We start from the raw sequence: 20,656 nt of genomic DNA, 5'->3' as shown, positions 1-20,656 counted from the left end.
GACACCAGGAGGAATCTCAAGCTTGACTATTATGAAGCTTGAGATTCCTCCTGGTGTCGGAATGACAAAAAAATAATAATTACTTAATTATCAGACACTTGACTTTCATTTGCAAATTACGTTATCGCCTTATTCCAATTTATTTTTGGCTGTTCATAGGTTTGGCCAACTCTTCATTCGGCCAAAATACACCAACTACAAAGCCGTTCGTACTCGGTCATATTGATGCTATTTCATCAAAAGAACTAGGGGAAATCAGAACGTTAAATATCTATTTACCTGAAGGTTATTCGAAAGATTCGCTCTCCAAATACCCCGTTATTTATCTACTGGATGGCTCGGCAGATGAAGACTTCATTCATATCGCCGGATTGGTTCAGTTTGCTAATTTCCCCTGGGTTAATCTGTTGCCCAAGTCAGTTGTTGTTGGCATTGCCAATGTTGATAGAAGGCGCGATTTCACGTATCCGACAACGATTGAAAAGGATAAAAAGGATTATCCAACCACCGGACAATCGCAGCGATTTATCGCCTTTCTCGAAAAAGAATTACAGCCCTACATTCAAAAGACGTATAGCTCTAATCCCTCAAAAACAATCATTGGCCAATCGTTGGGTGGATTGCTGGCAACCGAAATTCTGTTTAAAAAGCCCACCTTATTCAATCAATACGTTATTGTAAGTCCGAGCTTGTGGTGGGATAATGAGTCGTTACTGGCGTACCAACCGGCTTTTTCTCAACCTGGTTTTCACCAAAAAACAACTGTCTTTGTAGCCGTTGGGAAAGAAGGGAAAGTTATGGAGACAGATGCTAACCGATTGGCAGACATGTTGAAAAAGGCGGCATCTGTGAAAACCGATTTCCACTACTTTGCTGATGAAAACCACGGGAGTATTTTGCATCTGGCTGTCTATAAAGCCTTTGAGCAGTTCAAAAAGTAACAGCCTACTTTCGTTACGATAAAAACCTCTTCAGCTAGTTCGGTTCAATTGTACGAAAATGCCGGGCTATCAATCACGCCTGAGATGCAGAAATTCCGTGCGAATTGGCTGGACGCGAAAGTGGTTAAGTAGCATAAGTACTCATCAACATTCTGACGACCAGCGCAATTCGTATCGACTTACAAGATTATCTGCATGATAGGCTATAGACTGTCGTAAGAAACAGTCAGGGGTGTTTGAAAAAATGGTGTGGATAGAATAATAAGTCATTGAAATATCAACTTCGTTTTCTCATTGGCATACAATTGAGGTATATAAGTTGACATTCAGGCACCTCAAGTTTAATAGTATTTTCAACACGTATTTCGTAGAACATCCCAGATAGGCTAATCTCTTTCCGTACGCCAGCAATTGCTTTCCGGGCTACTTATGAAGCAAAAAATGGCATTTACGAGATGGGTAGGCGGTTGAAAAACCTACTTTTACGAGTAGCCCTATCTAGCTACAGCTGGTTCTAAGCCGTATTTAATGAAATCGTACAGCAGCAAACTCCTCCTTTTCTTCATACTTATTTTCATCCGAATAAGTGCTGCTGTTGCCCAGATACCCACTAGTTTGCCTCTCCAGCCAGAAAAACTCGCCTATGCTCAGGAAGTTGAACGGGAAGCGATTTTAAAAAAAGACACTTTACTTTTTGCGGAAGCCTATTACTTGTATGGAAAAATACACGTAGCCGCCCGGGATTACCTGACCGCCAAGCGCTATTTCATGAAGTCGCTACGTATTGTCGAACAGAAGCATCAATTCGATAAAATCAGCAGAATTTATGCCCGCCTATCCTGGTTAGAACGGGAACAAACGAATCTGACGGAGGCACTCAACTATGCCCGACTTGCGTTGGTTTATGCCCGCACGAGTACGCCTAAAACCCTGCTGTCGGCCTATCAGTCTATGAGCGATGTCTATCTGTCTATTTGTTATGACAGTTTAGCCACCAATAGAAGGCATCCATTCCAAGACAGTCTGTTCTACTATTGTAAACGGGCCGAACAAATGGCTTACAGACTGAAAGATTCCATTAGTATAGCCGGCGAGTGCGGCATGCTGGGTAAAATTTACGGCTTCCAGCGAAATCCCCAGGCATTCCAGTACTATCAGCGAGCCTTACAAATACATACAGCGTTGAACCAAAAGAGTAGCCAGGCTATAATTAGTCTCCAGCTTGCTCGTACCTACTTACAATTCAATCAGCCTGATAGAGCCTATCCGCTGTTGCAGCAGGCAAGTGTAGTGTATAAGTCGTTAAATAGCAGGGAGTTTGAGATGGAGCGGGATTTGGTCAACACCTATATGCAATATTACCAACAGAAAAAAGATTGGCAAAAGGCGTTCGATCAATCATTGGTCGTTCGAGGCTATGAGCGCGATCAAATGACGGCCGACCGAAATGGAGCTGTCTCCCGGTTGAGTGTAGAATATGACACGGAGGCCAAAGAAGCGCAGCTTAAAAGTCAACGGAGAGAGTTGCAACTGAGCCTGGAAAACCAGCAAACGCAGCGTCGTTTTTTACTCTTGCTTTCAGTTTTGTTATTGGGAACAGCCATTGCGAGTGGGGCATTCTACTGGCTATCGCGAAAAAATCGACGACTTAGCCTTCATAATGCAGCTTTGGTACAAGAGCAAAATCACCGCGTTAAAAATAACTTACAGTTAATTTCCAGTCTGTTGAGCTTGCAGTCTAATCGCCTTGCCGACGAAAGCGCCAAAAACGCTGTGGAAGACAGCCAGCGCCGTATTGAAGTGATGAGCCTCCTCCAGCGCAAACTCTACGATGGTGAAAATCTCACTACAGTTCATGTAGCTGATTTCATACGGGAACTAACCGAAATGGTCTTACAGACATTTGAGATGGATCAAATCGAGACCACGTACCAAATCCCGTCGACCCTGACCCTATCAGCCGACTATGTCATGCGTATTGGGCTAATTGTGAATGAGTTGATCACGAATGCCTGCAAGTATGCCTTTCCTGAACATCCACACCCTACCCTACACATAGAGGCCAGTTTAGATAAAACTACCTTCCACCTGCGCGTAGCCGATAATGGAAAAGGATTCGAGATACCTCCATTGTCGTCAAAATCATTTGGTATGCGCCTGATTCAGATACAAGTGGAGCAATTATACGGTACGTATCAGTTTGACAACCAGGATGGGATGACGTTCACGATGTCGTTTACCCTGCTTCCTCCTTCGCCCAAGTGGCAAAAAATATAACACGGCTTATATGAAATCACTCAACATCCTGATCATCGAAGACGAGTTGGTGACGGCTCACGACATCCGGGAAACCCTGGAAAAAGCAGGCCATCACGTAACCGATATTGCGCGCAATTTAACCGCAGCCCTAACCTCGGCCCGTATCAACCCGCCCGACTTGGCTTTAATCGATATTCATCTGGAACACTCCACCGACGATGGAATTGATATTGCACAGCGCTTGCTGACCCAGCACACATTGCCCATTATTTTCCTGACGGGCCACTCAGAACAGCCCACGATCTCCCGAGCGCAACAGATGCGCCCAGCAGCCTATCTGCTTAAACCCTTTCGGCATAAGGAATTAGCCATTCAGGTCGAACTGGCTTACTACAATTATCAGGCAACCCAGGTCAACTCCGTTGATCCCTTTTTATCGGACAGTTTGTATCTACCTGTAGATCAGGGAAAAGGGTATGTGAAAATCAAAAAAAGCGAGGTACTTTACTTACAAGCCGACCGGGCCTATGTAGAGATCTACCTGATCCATGAAGAACAAAAGCAGGTTTTTTCGATGAATTTGGGATACATCGCTCAATTTTTTACGAGTGCTAATTTCTTCAGCCTTTCCAGATCTCTGTTGGTCAATCTGGATTTTGTAGAGCGAGTCGACAAAAATCAGTTTTATGTACAGGGGCGTAAACTGCCTGTTCCATTTCCAGAAAACAATCACAAACAGTTTCTGCAACGATTAGCTATCGTAAAAACTCCCCCTAAACGAGAGAACCCCATAATCAAATTTAGCTGAATGCCATTAGCACTGTATGGCTTCGAGTCGAAGCCGTTTTTTTCAAAAATGCTTTAGAAACGAGTGTTCTTTGTCATTCAGACCTTAGGAGGAATCTCAAACTTGACTAATGAGAAATTTGAGATCCCTCCTAAGGTCTGAATGACAAAAAAAACAGACGTAACTACCTAATCACTATCTATTTAAACTTGCTGGCATCTAATCGGAAAAAGCGTACGGCATTGTTGAAAAAAATGTCGCGCTTTTGATCGAACGACAGGAAATCGGCATTTTCGATCACACTCATTGAGGTTTCAAATAGCTTAGGCCATACCATAAAATCGGTGCCGTACAGAATCCGTTTGCCAAAGCCAGCCTGCACCAGGCGTTTGAGGTACGCATGGATTTCTGCCTGAGGATAGCTCCAGATGAAACCCGCCAGATCGACATATACATAGGCATTCGCGCCCATTAACGCGATCATCTCATCAGCCATCGGATAGCCTGCATGCATCACCCATATTTTCATCTTAGGGTGACGAGCCAATACATCTTCCAGCAAAAATGGACTCCCTAACGAAGCCCGATATTTTGCCTGGGTAAGATTGGCCATACCATTGCCACCCGTTCCCATATGAATGCCTACAGGAATATTCAACTTTTCGGCAGCCGCAAAATAGCCATCCAGCGACATATCGCTGGGCGATAAACCCTGGTACTGTGGAGCAACTTCGCCCATCACTTTATAAAAACCCGACGATAGCGAGTCTGTAAAGGCCTGTACAGTCATGTCTTTAGGCGAGCTGACCCCAATCCCTGGAATGACTCGGTCGGGGGCCGCTTTTTTCCATTTTCGTAGAATCTGGGGATCACCGTAGGCTACGATGGTCATGTTGAGCCGCTCCATCGTTTCCAATACCGCCTTCTCCATTTCCTCATCCGACTTGGCTGGTTTCAGTGGATCGACACAATCCTTATTCAAAAAAGAGCTCGTCTGCAAATTTTGGGTTGGGTCGCTGCCAGGCATATCTCTCAGGAACCAGGGACACATTTCAACGGCAAAGCCGGGGCTTACTTTCATAGCATGCACGTGCACATCAATAATAGGCAGCGGTTTACGATTGACGGCTTGTGCCATCAACGTACCGGCAGATACAACCAGGCAGGCAACTACCAGGACAAGTGTTTTCATAGGATAAAAATGGGAATTGTTAAGGGAAAAGCATTATTTATGCCTTTATGTCAAAAGTACATAAAGATAATTTATCTCAAAAGAGGATAAACTATTTTAATCCGGGCAACCAGCAGGTCTTTGGATGAAATGGCTATTTATGGCCACGTTCTATGGCAGGTCATACACCAACATTCCCCATACGAATGTTACCTTTGTGGTACGTAACACTTTTCATTAAGCTTCATGAGTGCCAGTCAACAAACGAAATACCGCTGGATGGGCATCTCGCTGGGGCTGAGCATCGTTCTGCTCGTTCTCAAATTCACAGCTTATTTTCTGACGTATTCAACCGCCATTCTGTCCGATGCGGTTGAGTCTATTGTCAATGTTATCGCTAGTGGTTTTGCCTTCTACAGCATCTACTTAGCCAGCCAACCCCGCGACCAAAACCACCCCTACGGGCATGGAAAAATTGAATTTCTCTCGTCGGGATTCGAAGGAGCCATGATTCTATCGGCTGGCTTAGTTATTATCTGGCAGGCTATTTTAAGCTTCTATGAGCCAAAAACCCTAAGTAATCTCGACTGGGGTTTTGCGCTGGTTGGGGTTACAGCTGCGGCCAATGCGTTTGTCGGCTGGATGCTTATCCGGTCGGGCCGCGAAACAGATTCGGCCGCCATGACCGCTGATGGAAAACACCTGCTTACGGATACATTCAGCAGTATTGTGGTCATGATTGGCGTGGCGCTGGTGGGATTGACCGGGAAACACTGGATCGATAGTGCCCTATCAGTCGGCCTTTCGTTCGTGATCATCTACAATGGATTTCAGATTTCGCGTCAGTCCATCGCGCGCCTTATGGACGAAACCGACATCCCCACGCTCCATCGGGTTGTTGATTTGCTGAACGCACACAAAGACCTGAACTGGATTGATGTGCATAACCTCCGCGTCCAAAAATACGGCGCCGATTTACACATAGACTGCCATCTGACCCTCCCCTATTACTGGGAGCTGCATCAGGTGCATGATGAGGTACATCATTTTGAAGACACACTCAAAGAGGGCTTTCAGGGCGAAGTCGAAATTTTTGTACATACCGATCCCTGCGAAAAAGAGTGCTGTCACTATTGCCGCGTAGCCGATTGCCCCGTTCGGGCGTTCGCCTTCGTCGACGACATTGAATGGACTGCCGAAAATCTGCCCTTGAATCAGAAGCACTTTGTGCCGGTATTAGCGCCGGGCGTTTAAGAAGCGCCTTTTATGAGCAGGTTGCGCAAGGCTTTCATATTTGCCGCCGTATCGAACAAGGCCCGTACTGGAATGGTAAAGCCCGCAATAGCATGGCTGGTTACCGTTTCTTTGATTCCAAACAATCCCGCCAACGCATATTCTTCCGTATCGGCATCAATACCATATTGCTCAATTGTTCGGCGAAGCGGGTCGATGATCCAATATTCAGCAACTCGGTGAGCGGCATAATCGGCAAATTTGGTCTCACGATCATTCTTTTCGGTGCTCTTTGAAAGCACTTCTGCAATAAAATCGGGGGCAGGGTAGTATAATTGATCGTCTGCAATCTGGGAGGCTTTAGCAGGCCCAAAGTAGCAAACGTCGGGCTCGTAGCTATTGCGGGTTAGCTCAACCAACGCCTTTTCAGCACGGACATAGCCAAGGTCACGATCGTTCACATAGACACTTAGCAGTGTCGCTAGAAACAACATCGCCGAATTATGGCGATCCAGCGCAGGTGAATGCACAACAATCTCTCCATTGATAAACTCAGCTTTTTTGTCCTCATCGAGCCATTCATAGAACGCCTGCCGTTTCTGATGTTCATTGTTCAGAATGGCCTGCGCCTGTTGTAAAATAAGCGGAGCCTGGGGCGTATCTAAAATTCGTAACAGCAGGTCGGACATGGTCTATTGATGACTGTTTATCAAAGATAACAGGTTACAGTCAGATAACGTGTCATCTTTAACTCATCGCTAATACGTAAAATTCCAGCTTATCGACGGAATAATGGTGCCAAAAACCGAAAGCTGATAGCTTTTCGTGGTGGTATTTACGCGCTGAAAATAAATAGAATAAGGGTTTTTGTGGGCATACACGTTATAAAACGAAATAGACCAGTTGCTGTAATGCCGCTGCCCCACTGTTCGCCGACCGTCTTTCGTGAATGACACATCCAGCCGATGATAATCGGGAATACGGTCGGCATTGCGCTGCGAGTAATCGAGCACTTTGGCCCCGTTAAGTCGGTAGGTGCCATCAGGGTATGTTGTCGGGCGACCGCTGGTGTACACGAAGTTGGTTCCAAATGTCCAGCCCCGGCTCCATTTCCATTGGGTGGCAATGGTCAAATTATGGGGTCGGTCAAAGGTAGACGGATACCAGTCGCCCCCGTTGATTTGCACACTCGGGTACGGACTGGGTACCCGCGCCAGCGTTCGGGAGTATGTATAGGCGATTAAACCCGTCAGCAATCCACGCGTTTTCTGGACACTTACTTCTACGCCATATGCTTTGCCCTGCGCCCGCAACAAATCCGCATCCAGTGTCGGGTTGAGCAACAGGGTGGCACCATTCCGGTATTCGACCAGATTCTCCAGCGTTTTATGATAGACCTCAACGGAGGTTTCGTACATGTTGTCGTTAAAATTGCGAAAGTAACCCACCGCAAACTGATCGGCCACCTGGGGTGGCACCAGCGCATCACTCACTTTCCAGAAATCGACGGGCGAAATAGCCGTTGTATTCGAAATCAAATGCAGAAACTGCCGGGTACGGTTGTAGCTCACTTTCAGCGAACTATTGGGTGTCAGATTCGCGCGAATCGTCAACCTGGGTTCCCACCCGCCGTAGTGAGCCAACGCCTGACCATTCCCGTAGCGCAACGTATCGGTAATGCTCTCACGGGTACGGGGTTGTCCTTCGGCATATTGATACGCCACCCCCGGCCCGACGTTGGTAAACTGTGCATACCGCACGCCCACCTGCACCGACAACACCCGAAACGGCGTCCACTCCTCCGAAAGGTAGCCCGCCCATTCACGAGCCTGCTCGGTCGGTAAGGTCTGAGTATTGATGTTCGAGTTGTCGCCAGTAGGTGCAATGGCTCCCGGCAGCAAACTATATCCCGTCAGCGAACCCCCGAATTCAAGTCGGTGAGTAGGTTTAGGTGTATAGAGCCAGTCGAGCCGGGCATCGCGCTGGCGGATGGTGGAGCGGTACCGATAGGTATTGGTAGAGGTCAGACCGTCTAAGAAAAAGCGGTAATCACTTTGGGTAGCTGTCAGGTTAAAGGACAACTGCGGGTTCAGCCGCTGACTCCAGCGGGCCGTCAACAGGGTGGATTGGGTGGTGTAAAGTGTATCCTGCGGAAATTTGAACGTATCGTAGCTACGATAAACCGTAGCCGATAGCTGACTGTCATTGGTCAGTCGATAGGTTAAACGCCCGTTCAGGTCGTAGAAAAACGCACGGTCTTTATTGGTGGGTTCGGGAAATAAACCCAGTATAAACGACGGATATGCAATACGACCACCCGCCAGAAAGGTTAGTTTTTTATTTTTCGAGGCTGGCCCTTGCACTAACAAGCGGCTGGTTAACAAGCCAATACCTCCATTTACGCTTACTCGGTCGGTTTCACCCGCTTTTGTGTTCATCAACAATAGCGACGACAATCGCCCGCCATAGGCCGCCGGAATACCGCCTTTATAGAGCGTTACATCCTGAATAGCATCCGCATTGAGGTTACTTAACAAACCCAGCAAATGGCTGGTATTGAACAAAGGCGCACCATCCAGCAATACTAAATTCTGATCGGTACGGCCACCCCGCACATTGAACCCACCTGCTCCCTCGCCTACCGTACTGACGCCCGGTTGTAAAGTCAGGGCTTTCAGAATATCGACCTCACCAAACACCACCGGAATATTGCGCAGGTTTTTCATATCCAGCCGTACCACACTCATCTGCGTAGCCGATACATTAGCATCGGGCGTGCGGCCCTTCACGTTGACTTCATCCAGTTGGCGGGTATCGGGATTGAGCGCTACTTCCATACGAATGTTAGCCCGTTCTATTTCCAGAAACCGGCTACGCGCGTAATAGCCTACGGCAGAAAACGTCAGGTTATACGGGCCGGGCAGCACCTGCATGCTAAAAGCGCCCGTGCTATCGGTGGTTGTGCCAGCACCCTGCTTTTTGTCATAAACCGACACATTGGCCAGCGGTTTATTCGTTACTCCATCCACCACTTGCCCGTAAATACGGAAACGAATTTGCGCCTGAAGCCTGGGCACGGCGATCAGTAGCAGGACACTTGCCAGAATAATACGAACGAAGAACTGGTGCATAGGATAAAAAGTAAACATGATATTAATTTACTACTTGAATTGTCTTAATAGACTAGCGTATTGCGTTTTAACGAGGTGGCCAGCCCTGAGGCTCTACCAGCAGGAATTGAGGAAAGTTAGTATAGCAACTACCCGTAGGCAGAATAAACCGTCGTTGAGATCGAATCAAAAACTTGTCGTAATTGATTGTATCACCGGGAATCGTCAGTCTTCGCTGACTGACGGCTGATGCCCCAAAAAAGCCCAGGGCTAGTTTAGTCGTGTCATCCACAGCCCGTACATTCCCTTCAATGGAGGCTGGTTGCGGATCGAACAGCGAACCGGTTCGCGTACGTTGCTGTTCAAAAAGTTGCCAATATTGGTAGGCAGCCTTCGTCAGCGAGAACTGGTTCACCTGGGCATACTGAGCACCAACACTATAAATGGGTGAACTAAAAACCACCCGGCCACTGATCCGATTCCCGTTGATGAGTGCGTCCGACAGCACGTCTGTTGGGGGGCCAACTGTTGGTACCCAGCATGAACAAGTACATCGTGGATCACTATTGTGCTGAGGGTCATACTTCACCCAGCGCCAGATATAAACCAGTGTCGACCAGCGGTAATAATTACCTAACTCGGGAGGATCTTTTGTGTCGATCAGCACATCATAAAAATCAGGCTGGCCCAGTTCGGATATGCCTCGCCGGTAATTCGCCCTGAGCGGATCAAGTACAGGAACAGGGTTGAGTCGTTCGGGCTTTGATTGATAGCGACTGCCGTCGGGCAAAGTGATAAGCAGTGTATAGGAACGACCAGGTTGCCCCACAAAACTACTATCACGTACGCCATAGTAAGCAGGTGCAAATGGGTCGGGCACAAGCCGCACCGTCCGACCCTGATCGTCTCGAATGACAACAAGGGCATCGTTGATGACTAATTCGGGCGGGGCCGGATTTGACGAGTTATAATAGCCCGTATACGTAAGGCGCACCCACGGAAACGGGCTATCAGTCACTAGCCCTTCTACGACCAATCGGCGTTCTGTCTGACGAATGGGAAGCTGAACTTCATTCACGCAGGAAAACAAGGTTATGACACAGAGGTACACTAAGGAGTGCAGAGATCCGCAGAGAAAGTCAATAAATCTCTGTTTATCTCTGTATCTACCTCTGTTTTCTCCGTGTTTAAAAACATTCTTTTTCATCATGGCACAAACTCCCAGAAATCCGTACAACCCACCAACCGAATCCCGCCCGCTGCCGTTGGCTGCTGTTCGTAGCCCCAGCCAAGCAATGTTCGCACAGGCAACTGCCCCACCGCCAGGTAGGTGCTGCCCGCGCCGGGATAATCAGTAACGTATTGCCAGTGATCCGTTGTGGGATCGTACTGCCATACATCCCGTAATGTTTCTTCATTTGCCGTAATACCGAGACCAAAATAGCCCTTACCGCCCGCCGTAAATCCGACGCCCTGGCTGCGGAGAGAACCCGGAAAATCGGCCCGTCGACTCCATTGTTCGCGCTCGGTATCGAACGCCCAAAGATGAATCTGTTGGCCAGGTCGCTGATTGACCACGTAGCCCGTTGTACCCAGGCGAAACGAGACCAGTGTTCCAGTCGGCTCGGGCAGATCAGGGCCTCGGTACTGATCCCAATTGCCCCAGCGAACCCAAAGCTGAGGGGAACCTCCCTCCGTGAGTTGATAGGCTCGCTTGAGCGTTGTAAAAAAACGCACCTCGCCATCCGGGCCAGCATAATACGGGGTTACGCCACCCATATCTTTCAAGTACAACCGTTGTCCAAGCAATAACTCGCTTATCATAAAGCCCAGCCCCTCGAATGTCTGATTATCTCCCACGGCCTCCTGCAACTGATAGCGAACAACACCATGACGCGGAGAGACAGAGGTTAAGTCTTTACTATCATACCATTTATTGTCGACCGCGGAATAGGTTAGCATTTGCCAGCTTTGGTCATTCTGATAGCGCCATATCGACAAATAATTAGCGGATTCTGATGGAGGTAAATTATCTTTATTGAGTGTACTACCGGCAAAATCGCCCCCAACTAAAGGCGCGTGCGTTAGGCGGATCCAACGCGGCCCATCTGAACGATGCGTATAAAGCCGCTCGACATTGACCGAATCCCCACCAGCGTTTCGAGTTGCGAACTGAAGCCGATAGGTTTGGCCACTTGTAAGACCAATTGCCCGGTAAGGGATTAGATTAAACAGATCCAATCGTCCGACAGCACCCGCACTCAACGAGAGCGGGCGCCCGCTGGCATTGAGCAGCGTTAATTTCCAGTCTGTGGGGTTAAATTCAAAGCCCGCTTTGACGACAAATTCAGCCTGATCAGACGCCACTGCCTGTGTACTAACCAGTGTTGGCGAAATGGTAGTCGACTCTCCGATTGCTATCAACGGCACCAGCGCGGGCGTTCTGCAACTGAGCAGGCCCAGGAGGCAAAGCCAACTGATTAGTACGCATGCAGGAATTTGAAACATAGACCGTCGATTCATTTCGCCAATTTTCTCAAATCGTGTGCCTATTTAGTTAGTTGTCCAATTTTCCAGTTCGGCATCCGATGGAACCACACTGCAATTGCCTTTAAACAAGCCGCCGTATCGAACAATAAACCGTCCATAGTTTATGGTATCGCCCGGAATTACCAACCGTTTCCGGCTAATAGTCGATGCCCCAAAATAACCCAATGCTACTATTGTCGTATCGGTCTGCTGATGTACGTTGCCCTCAATGGAGGCTGGTTGCGCATCAAACAGAGAACCTGTGCGGGTGCGTTGTTCCTCAAAACGAGTCCAGTACTGATAAGCCGCCCGCGTGAGTGAATACTGTTGTACCTCAACGTAATGCCTCCCGGTACCATAGATGGGCGCGTCCAGCACAGGCCGACGGCTAATGCGGTTGCCATTGATCAGTGCATCCGACAGTACATCGGTCAATGGCCCATACGTAGTAGTCAGGCAGGCATTTACCGTAACGCTCTCAAAAACTTTTGGTACGCCATTCTGCCAAATCGGTGAGTAAGCCAACGCCGACCATCGGTAATAATTCCCCGGTGTTATCGGGTCGCGGGTGTCGAGCAATACCCGATAAATTGACGGCTGCGGCAACCCAGATGCACCAGACTGGTACTCTGCTGTAAGCTGTTCGATAGGTGGCACGTCAGTTAACAGCTCAGGCGATGACACGTACTGGCGACCATCGTCGAGACGAATGTGAAGCGTGTACCGACGGCCTGCTTTTCCACGAAACGTAGTATCCCGAACGAAGTAATAAGCAGGCGCCAGTGGGTCTTGCCGTAATCGAACCGAATGACCCTGGTCATCATTAATCGTCACCACCGCCCCGTTCACAAGCAAACCTTCGGGTAATTCATAGGCTGAATTATAGCGACCCGAAAACGTCAGTTTAATCGAATAAGGGGGTGGATCGGTCGTAATAAGCCCTTCTACCACCAGGCGCGGTTCTACCTGTCGAATAGGTAATTGTAGTTCATCAACACACCCAGACAAGGTTATGACACAGAGATACACCAGTACGCCGGAGCGGGAGGATTTTAGCTGGCTTAGCAAACTCGTTGCCCAGCAAACAAATATCTCTGTGTATCTCCGTATCATCTCGGTGAATCTCTGTGTCATAACCCTTGTACGCTTCTTCATCATGGCGTAAATTCCCAGAAATCCGTGCAGCCTACTACCCGCGCGCCACCCGAAGGCGAAGCCTGGCTTTCATAACCCCAGCCTATATAAGCTTTCGTTGCGGTACCATACGAAATCAAATATCGATTGCCCTGACCGGGATAGTCGGTTATGTATTGCCACTTATCTGTTGCGGGATCGTATTGCCACAAATCGCGTAAACCACGTTCGTCCTCACCCGTAATGCCAGCTCCAAAGTAGCCTTTCCCGGCTATCGAAAAGCCTACACCCCAACTGCGCGCCAATCCGGGAAAGTCCGCTCTGCGAGTCCATTGATCAGTCGCTGGGTTATAGGAAAACACATGTATAGGCTGGCCTTCCCTCTCATTAACAACATAGCCAATTCCGTTGCAGGTAAACGTAGCCAGTGTGCCCGTCGCTTCAGGAAAATCTCGCCCGCGGTGCTGATCCCAATTGCCATCCCGAATCCAGAGTGCAGACGAACCGCCCTGGGTCAGAAAAAAGGCCTGGGTCAGGGTTGTAAAGAGTGCCACGTCACCGTCTTCACCTGCATAATCGGGTTTGAGGTTGGCGGGACTCGAAAACGTTTTCAGATAGATTCGTTTCTGAGCGGCACGCTCATCGTTCTGATAGCCCATTCCAAAAAATACATAATTCACCCCAGGAACGTCTTGCAGGCGAAACAACACCTGCCGATGCGCCAGAACATTCGCCTGTGGAAACAGAAGCCAGTTGTCCTGACCCGTCTGGTAAATAACCCGGCTACTGCTTTGCTCATCAACGTATCGGTAGAGTTGCAGACTGGTAGCCACGCCAGCCGGGTCATTTTCGGATGCGATGAGCATACCCGTAAAATCACCAGCATCGGCATCAAGATGCGCTAAGCGACGCCAGTTGGCCGGAGAGTGGTGCGTATACATGCGCTCCACCCGAAGCGTATCCCGTCCGTTGTAAAGAAATTGAAGTTTAACGGTGTAGGTTTGACCACTCACTAAACCCGACGCTTTTAGGGCATAAATGGAGAAGGTTTTCAGCGATTTGGTTTCACCGGATTCCAACTTTACAGGTTGGTCGTTAGCCGTCTGTACGGTCAGTAGCCAATCGGTCAACTTCAGCGACGGACTGCTTTTCACGATCACTTCCGCTGTTTCAGTACTCGTAGCCTGCACCGATACCAGCGACGCCCTGGATACAGCCTGACTTTCGGGGGTGAAAATCGCAGCCGGCTCGGGCGTAGTCTGGCAAGCTGACAACCCTATCAGACAGGCAAAGAACCAGCTATAGCAAAGTACATAGTGTATCATTAGCTATTTACACCTAAGTCATCAAGCAAACCTAACCTTAATCATTTGTATTCTATGTGACCCCATCGGGGTCAAATGCTTATAGTAAAGGCTCATTTGATATAAACATTTGACCCCATCGGGGTCATACAAGGCAGTATAATATCATCATAAACCTTGACACCGTTCTGAGCGAAAGCTCTAATTCAATCCCCTGGCTCATAATCAATCGGTAAGCTTTCTGCCATTAGTTCCCAGGTCCAGTACCCTTCAAAAAAGATGCGCTGAAGATCGAACCGACCGCTCGATTCCAATTCCACATTTGGTGCTAACATGCGTAGAAACGAACGTTGTGGGATAATGGCATACTTATTCTCCGGCGTCTCCCGATACTTCTGGTAATCAGCCGGTTCTCGCTTTAAAGCATACGTTACCTGAATCCAGTCGTTAAATGCAATAACCGGACGAAGCGCGGTTGACTGCACGCTATCAAGAATCATTTTATAGGGAGCCATCGGGTAAGCTACCTGTTTAGTTGAGTTCGTTAGCGAAGGAAAATAGGCCGTTGAGTCCGTGGGTAAGCCAATAAAACGACGCTCGCCAGCTCTATTTTTCTTCTCAGCAATCTGTTGAATCACAAAGCCTTCCGGAACTAATCGCTTCTGATACAGCGCCCGCATAAAGTGCATCAGCGACCCTAAATAAGCTTTTCTACGATTCGCTTTCCATTCTTCGGCCTGCTGTTGATTTTTGGGCGGCAATGGCTCAAAGAGCGGATAACCCTGATACGCAATACGCTGCTGGCCATAGTCGTACGTGAATTTATCCAGATGAAATTTCAACCGGTAACCCAAGGCACTATTCTCAATTAAAAGCGGTTCGGGAGCCGTAGCTTCCAACGTGGACGGAGAATCAACAAAGCGCAAGACGCTGGGGTTGAGCAATCGACACGCCTTCGCATTCTGGGTAACGCCAATAAAGTTATCTGTAAATAGCGCAATCTCTTTGGACCAGTCTCTCCGGCGATGCGCTTTTACGGTAATCTCGCCAAGGTTATTTTCGAGCGGTTTGAGAATAAACCGATAGGCTTTTACCTGTTGTGTTTGAAGCGTAGTTTTTAGGGTTGTGAAACCCACAAATGAAACAATCAGGTCAAACGTACCGGGGGGTAGATTCGTGAGGACAAATTGACCACTCGAATCGGTCAGTGTACCTTTCGATGTGCCCGATAAAAAGACGGTCGCGAACGGTAGCGGCTCCTGATTTTTGCCGCTAAACACATGTCCTTTGATCGTGAATTGAGCCCACACTGAATGAGTGAGCAGCAAGCCCAACACAAGAATCCATCGATAATTCGCATTCGGTGTAACGAGTTTTTTCATTGTAAGCATTTGATCACTACTGACCTCTACACTACTTCCTTAATTAGGCCAGCCAACGGGTTTATAGGGAGTTCGCTGGTCAAGCGGCCCACAAATTGCGGTGGGTGGGCGGGCGGGGCCGTTCATAATAAAGGTGGTAAATGATCGTCCTTCGGGCATGGGCAATCGACCATTGAGTGCATAAAACAAACCCGGTGATTTTGCCCCCTTTGAAATGTCATTACGTGGTAAATAGTACGGAAAAACAGCAACAGATGAGGCCGTAAAGTACCCGACAACAACTTCGCTCCGATTGGCCTGATTATGAATATTTCCGGCCAATGCCGTGGGTGGCGTATCGACAATACTACCCGTGTTCTGCGTTTGCTGCTGAAACAGATTGTAATACTGATAGGCGTCTTTGGTAATCGACTCCTGTCGGATATCGACCAGACAGGGGCTGCTCTGATAGAGTGGAATCTGGCCTACACTCTTCTTAACAATGATCCCTCCATTGGTAAACTGATCAGAAAAAACGTTGATGTAGTGACTATAAATAAGCTCCCAGCATTGGGTTCGGCAGGGATAATCAAATCGATTGTTCTGCAAGGATACATACGGGGCCGTTCCCGAGGGCGGATGAAAGCAGTCTTCGTAGGGTTGTGTCGATACCGAATAATAGTACGGGAAATACGTATTTGGCGGGAGTGGATCCAATTGATTAACCGTGTAAATACTTTCGTAACAGGTTCGGCACCAGCTCTGTTGCTCGTATAACTTCCATTCCCATCGGTAATAATTAGTGGTCTCGACTGGGTCAGTGAAATCAATAAACAGGTCATGACCAGCCGTATACAGATTATCGGAGAAAGGGGGAGAAATAGCTGTGGGGTTAAATTGAGCCGTTGCCCGGGTAATGGGCGGTACGGTCTGCATCACCTGCTGCGTAGACTGGTAGCGTGTACCATCCGAAAGGGTAAATCGGAGTTGATAGGCATGGCCCACCTGTCCTTTGAAATCGCTGGGTAGCTGATAACTGCCAGCCACCGTTTCATGGCAGGCAATCACCTGCGACGAATCCATGACGACCTCTACGCTGGCTTTTGTAATCGGCAGCGTTCCAAAGCGTCCGGTAACCGAATCGGCTCTGGATCGGTTCAGTCGAATGATTTGCGGCTCGGCCAGATCGGTGATTGTTCCATCCACCACGACGACATTGACTGTGCCAACCAACGTAATGTCTTCTGGATCAACACAACTCGTTAGCAGGCTGGTTATGCCCAGGCAAGCGAGTAGCCATGTAAAAATTGAACGCATACGTACTATAGTCAGTAATTTACCAATTCGTTGGCGGCCCCAACTGAGACAACGGAAAGTTGCCGGGACAGCTTCCAGGTGGAATAAACGCTTTGTTCAGCCGATTCAGGAACCGGTCATATTGAATCGTATCGCCTGGAATAACCAACCGTTGCCGACTCACGGACGATGCGCCAAAATAGCCCAACGCCAGCACCGTCGTATCGGCCTGCTGGTGTACGTTGCCCTCAATAGAGGCTGGTTGCGGATCGAAGAGTGAACCAGTTCGGCTGCGTTGCTCCTCAAAATGAGTCCAGTACTGATAGGCTGAACGGGAAAGTGAATATTGGCGTACCTCTACAAACTGTTTCCCGATAGCATAAACCGGCGAGTTAAACACAGATCGGTGGCTAATTCGATTGCCATTGATGAGCGCATCCGATAGTACATTGGTGAGTTCGCTGAAATAAGGTGTCCAGCATGAACAGACGCTACAGGTAGAATGCTGAGGATCAACGGTAGTCCAGCGGGGTACGTAACTATAGGTCGACCAGCGGTAATAATCACCCAACGTAGCTGGGTCGCGAGTGTCAATCAGAATGTTATACAGATCAGGCTGGCCGAAACTACCTTCTCCCCGACGATATTCGGCATAAACTCGTTCGATTGGGGCAACCGGAGCCAGCAATTCTGAAGACGACACATAGACTGTACCATCGGGCAATACCACTTTCAACGTGTATCGGTGGCCGGGCTGCCCCTGAAAACTAGGGTCACGCACCCAATAATACGAAGGTTGCAGGACATCCTGTTCGAGTTGTACAGTTCGGTCGCCATTGTCGGTAATGGTCACAACAGCCCCATTGATGATCAGTTCTTCCGGAAAGCCTCCCCCCGACGAATAGGCTCCCGATAAGGTTAATTTGATCGGGTAAGGGGGCGCTTCGTCGGTAATCAGTCCATCCACCACCAGACGCGGTTTTACCTGCCGAATGGGGAGTTGCACCTCATTCACGCAGGCGGTCATGAAGATCAGGAAACCCGCTAAAAGCCGTTTATACACTGACATTTGTTACCTACCATTTTGGCTTACCAACCTACGGGCGGGCCTAATTGAAAGATCGAAAAATTATCCGGACAATGACCGGGCGGAATAAATGACTTATTCAGTCGATTCAGGAATTTGTCATATTGAATCGTATCGCCCCGGACAACCAGCCGCTGTTTGCTCACCGACGATGCGCCAAAATAGCCCAGCGCCAACACCGTTGTATCGGCTTGCTGATGGACATTGCCTTCAATAGAAGCCGGTTGGGGATCGAATAGCGAACCGGTACGACTACGTTGTTCCTCAAAATGAGTCCAGTACTGATAAGCCGAACGGGTCAGTGAATATTGTCGTACCTCAACATATTGTTTCCCGGTGGCATAAACTGGCGAATTGAATACCTGCCTATGGCTGATGGTATTCCCATTAATCAGCGCATCCGACAGCACATTGGTTAACTGACTATAGTATGGCACCCAGCACGAGCAGGTATTACAAACATCCGTTCCTGATGAGGGCGGATGCTGAGGATCAAAACTTGTCCATCGAGGCACGTAGCTAAACGTAGACCAGCGGTAATAATCGCCCAACGTGGCTGGATCATGGGTGTCGATCAGGATTCTATACGAGTCGGGCTGGCCAAAGCTACCGTCTGAGCGTTGATATTCAGCAGAAATACGGTCGAGGGGGGCAACGGGTGCCAATAGCTCCGGCGACGATACATAGACAGTACCGTTCGGCATGACAACTTTAAGCGTGTAGCGATGGCCCGCCTGACCCCGAAACGTAGTGTCCCGAACCCAATAATAGGACGGCAACAAGGGGTCCTGTTCGAGTTGTACAGTTCGGTCACCATTATCCGTAATGGTCACAACGGCCCCGTTGATAATCAACTCTTCGGGAAAACCTCCCCCCGACGAGTATGCACCAGACAAGGTCAGTTTAATAGGATACGGTGGTGCTTCGTCGGTAATCAGCCCATCAACCACTAACCGGGCCGCCACCTGCCGAATCGGCAATTGAACTTCACTCACACAGGCAGAAAAGGTTATGACACAGAGATACACTAAGGAGTGCAGAGATCCGCAGAGAAATTTAATAAATCTCCGTTTATCTCTGTATCTATCTCTGTTTTCTCCGTGTTTAAAAACATCCTGTTTCATCATGGCACAAACTCCCAGAAATCCGTACAACCCACCTGCCGATACCCCAATGACCCAACAACGGTCTGACTCTCGTACCCCCAGCCTAAATAAGCCCGATTGGCGCCACTCCAGACAACCAGATAGCGATTGCCCTCACCAGGGTATTCTGTCACATATTGCCATTTATCGGTAGCAGGATCATACTGCCAGATGTCTCGCAATCCCTGCTGACTGGCGGCTATACCCAACCCAAAATACCCTTTGTCTTTCACCGAAAAACCAGCACCTCGTGTTCGCTGGGTTCCCGGAAAATCGGCTTTGCGTGTCCATGTATCCTTCTGCGAATCGTAGGCAAACAAATGCGGTGGGCTTCCCTGAACCTGATTAACCACATAACCGACTTCGCCAATACTGAACGTTGCCAGAATACCCGGCTTTTCGGGCAACGGAGCACGGGCTTCCTGGTCAAATTGCACATAAATTCCCCGCATGGCCGGTGAGCCATTATTGGTCAGAAAAAATGCCCATTCTGTGGTTGTGAAATAAGCTAGCTCACCATCTTCACCCTGGTAGTAGGGAAATACAGCACTGCCGCCAGCCGGAAAAACAGCGTATTGATCTCGTAGGTAGACATATTTACCCGGAAACAAGTCGTCCGTCTGATAGCCCAGTCCATAGAAATAAGATCGGTCGGTATTGTGCCCGTACAGGATATACTCAATCAGGCCTCGTCGAAGGGTTACATTCGGTGGTATGGCCGGGTAATACCACGAATTTTGCTGATTGCTAAAGAAGGCCGTTTGCCAGGTTTCGGCATCAACATAGCGCGTTACCCGAACCGAGTTACCCGAGCGATCGTCGGAGTAATCAATAATGGAGCCCGTAAAATCACCATTGTCAAAGGGCAAATGTTCCCGTCGTTTCCAGGGGTTATACGTAGCGTGGGTATAATCCCGCTCCAGCGTCAGGGTATCTTTCTGATTATACCGAAACCCCAACTGTATTTTATAGGTCTGCCCAACCGAGACGCCTGATAGTTTGAATATGCTTAAGCTAAATGGGTCATACAGTTTCGTGTCACCGGGTTCGAGCGTTAATGCCGTTCCCGAATTTGTCTGCGCCGTCAACCGCCAGTCGGTCGATTTAATGGCCGACGTCAGTTTAATGACAACCTCCGCCGTTGTTGCTCCGGTCGTCTGTACCGATACCAGCGCAGCCTGAGAGGGCAATACGGTTTTCGTATTAATGATAGTTGCAGGTTCGGGCGTTTGGGGCTTACATCGTAATAGGAGTAAACATCCGATGAGCAATCCAATGGCATTTTTAGTCAGGCGCATA

Annotated in this window: 17 protein-coding genes; 5 read left to right on the top strand and 12 right to left on the bottom strand. The window is 48.7% G+C overall.

Features of this window, described 5'->3' with window-relative positions:
* Positions 1-161 precede the first annotated feature (161 nt).
* The 3 genes from GO755_RS02885 to GO755_RS02875 all read left to right on the top strand — a co-directional run bounded on the left by GO755_RS02885 (position 162) and on the right by GO755_RS02875 (position 4,008).
* Positions 162-941, top strand: coding sequence for an alpha/beta hydrolase (locus GO755_RS02885; RefSeq protein WP_227686841.1), 780 nt, complete (start codon positions 162-164; stop codon positions 939-941).
* Between the two features lie 528 nt (positions 942-1,469).
* Positions 1,470-3,218, top strand: coding sequence for a tetratricopeptide repeat-containing sensor histidine kinase (locus tag GO755_RS02880; RefSeq protein ID WP_157583051.1), 1,749 nt, complete (start codon positions 1,470-1,472; stop codon positions 3,216-3,218).
* A 10-nt stretch (positions 3,219-3,228) separates the two neighbouring features.
* The gene (locus GO755_RS02875; protein ID WP_157583050.1) at positions 3,229-4,008 is read left to right on the top strand and encodes a response regulator; all 780 of its coding nucleotides are present in this window, start codon (positions 3,229-3,231) and stop codon (positions 4,006-4,008) included.
* A gap of 178 nt (positions 4,009-4,186) precedes the next feature.
* On the opposite strand, the gene GO755_RS02870 is transcribed toward GO755_RS02875, so the two are convergent.
* Positions 4,187-5,179 (bottom strand): amidohydrolase family protein, encoded by a 993-nt coding sequence (locus GO755_RS02870; protein ID WP_157583049.1) that lies wholly within the window; start codon positions 5,177-5,179, stop codon positions 4,187-4,189.
* Between the two features lie 225 nt (positions 5,180-5,404).
* Between GO755_RS02870 and GO755_RS02865 the strand changes: the two genes are divergently transcribed.
* On the top strand, positions 5,405-6,412 hold the full coding sequence (locus GO755_RS02865) for a cation diffusion facilitator family transporter (protein ID WP_157583048.1): 1,008 nt from the start codon (positions 5,405-5,407) through the stop codon (positions 6,410-6,412).
* On the opposite strand, the gene GO755_RS02860 is transcribed toward GO755_RS02865, so the two are convergent.
* The 5 genes from GO755_RS02860 to GO755_RS02840 form a co-directional block, all read right to left on the bottom strand.
* Positions 6,409-7,080: a Uma2 family endonuclease gene (locus tag GO755_RS02860; RefSeq protein WP_157583047.1), complete on the bottom strand. Its 672-nt coding sequence runs from the start codon at positions 7,078-7,080 to the stop codon at positions 6,409-6,411. The genes GO755_RS02865 and GO755_RS02860 overlap by 4 nt on opposite strands.
* A gap of 69 nt (positions 7,081-7,149) precedes the next feature.
* On the bottom strand, positions 7,150-9,522 hold the full coding sequence (locus GO755_RS02855; protein WP_157583046.1) for a TonB-dependent receptor: 2,373 nt from the start codon (positions 9,520-9,522) through the stop codon (positions 7,150-7,152).
* 67 nt (positions 9,523-9,589) lie between these two features.
* Positions 9,590-10,579, bottom strand: coding sequence for a DUF4249 domain-containing protein (locus tag GO755_RS02850; RefSeq protein WP_317165779.1), 990 nt, complete (start codon positions 10,577-10,579; stop codon positions 9,590-9,592).
* Between the two features lie 128 nt (positions 10,580-10,707).
* Positions 10,708-12,009 (bottom strand): Kelch repeat-containing protein, encoded by a 1,302-nt coding sequence (locus tag GO755_RS02845; RefSeq protein ID WP_157583045.1) that lies wholly within the window; start codon positions 12,007-12,009, stop codon positions 10,708-10,710.
* A gap of 45 nt (positions 12,010-12,054) precedes the next feature.
* Positions 12,055-13,038 carry a DUF4249 domain-containing protein gene (locus GO755_RS02840; protein ID WP_227686839.1) on the bottom strand — a complete coding sequence of 328 codons (984 nt, stop codon included), beginning with the start codon at positions 13,036-13,038 and terminating at the stop codon, positions 12,055-12,057.
* Positions 13,039-13,042: 4 nt separating this feature from the next.
* Here GO755_RS02840 and GO755_RS41315 point away from each other — a divergent pair, with 4 nt between their 5' ends.
* The gene (locus GO755_RS41315) at positions 13,043-13,195 is read left to right on the top strand and encodes a hypothetical protein (protein ID WP_227686838.1); all 153 of its coding nucleotides are present in this window, start codon (positions 13,043-13,045) and stop codon (positions 13,193-13,195) included.
* On the opposite strand, the gene GO755_RS02835 is transcribed toward GO755_RS41315, so the two are convergent.
* The 6 genes from GO755_RS02835 to GO755_RS02810 form a co-directional block, all read right to left on the bottom strand.
* Positions 13,185-14,489 carry a Kelch repeat-containing protein gene (locus tag GO755_RS02835; RefSeq protein ID WP_157583044.1) on the bottom strand — a complete coding sequence of 435 codons (1,305 nt, stop codon included), beginning with the start codon at positions 14,487-14,489 and terminating at the stop codon, positions 13,185-13,187. The two genes, GO755_RS41315 and GO755_RS02835, sit on opposite strands and share 11 nt — an antisense overlap.
* A 185-nt stretch (positions 14,490-14,674) precedes the next feature.
* Positions 14,675-15,850: a carboxypeptidase-like regulatory domain-containing protein gene (locus GO755_RS02830; RefSeq protein WP_198174734.1), complete on the bottom strand. Its 1,176-nt coding sequence runs from the start codon at positions 15,848-15,850 to the stop codon at positions 14,675-14,677.
* Between the two features lie 39 nt (positions 15,851-15,889).
* A complete protein-coding gene (locus tag GO755_RS02825) occupies positions 15,890-17,146 on the bottom strand; it encodes a DUF4249 domain-containing protein (RefSeq protein WP_157583042.1) in 1,257 nt (418 codons plus the stop codon).
* 19 nt (positions 17,147-17,165) lie between these two features.
* Positions 17,166-18,194, bottom strand: coding sequence for a DUF4249 domain-containing protein (locus GO755_RS02820; protein ID WP_157583041.1), 1,029 nt, complete (start codon positions 18,192-18,194; stop codon positions 17,166-17,168).
* A gap of 20 nt (positions 18,195-18,214) precedes the next feature.
* A complete protein-coding gene (locus GO755_RS02815; RefSeq protein WP_317165778.1) occupies positions 18,215-19,207 on the bottom strand; it encodes a DUF4249 domain-containing protein in 993 nt (330 codons plus the stop codon).
* A gap of 128 nt (positions 19,208-19,335) precedes the next feature.
* Positions 19,336-20,655, bottom strand: a complete 1,320-nt coding sequence (locus GO755_RS02810) for a Kelch repeat-containing protein (protein WP_157583040.1) — start codon at positions 20,653-20,655, stop codon at positions 19,336-19,338.
* Position 20,656: the final 1 nt, after the last annotated feature.

The sequence above is a fragment of the Spirosoma arboris genome (assembly GCF_009754945.1).
GTDB lineage: Bacteria > Bacteroidota > Bacteroidia > Cytophagales > Spirosomataceae > Spirosoma > Spirosoma arboris.
The sequence above is the reverse complement of the archived record's forward strand: the minus strand, read 5'-3'. Positions and strand labels throughout refer to the sequence as shown.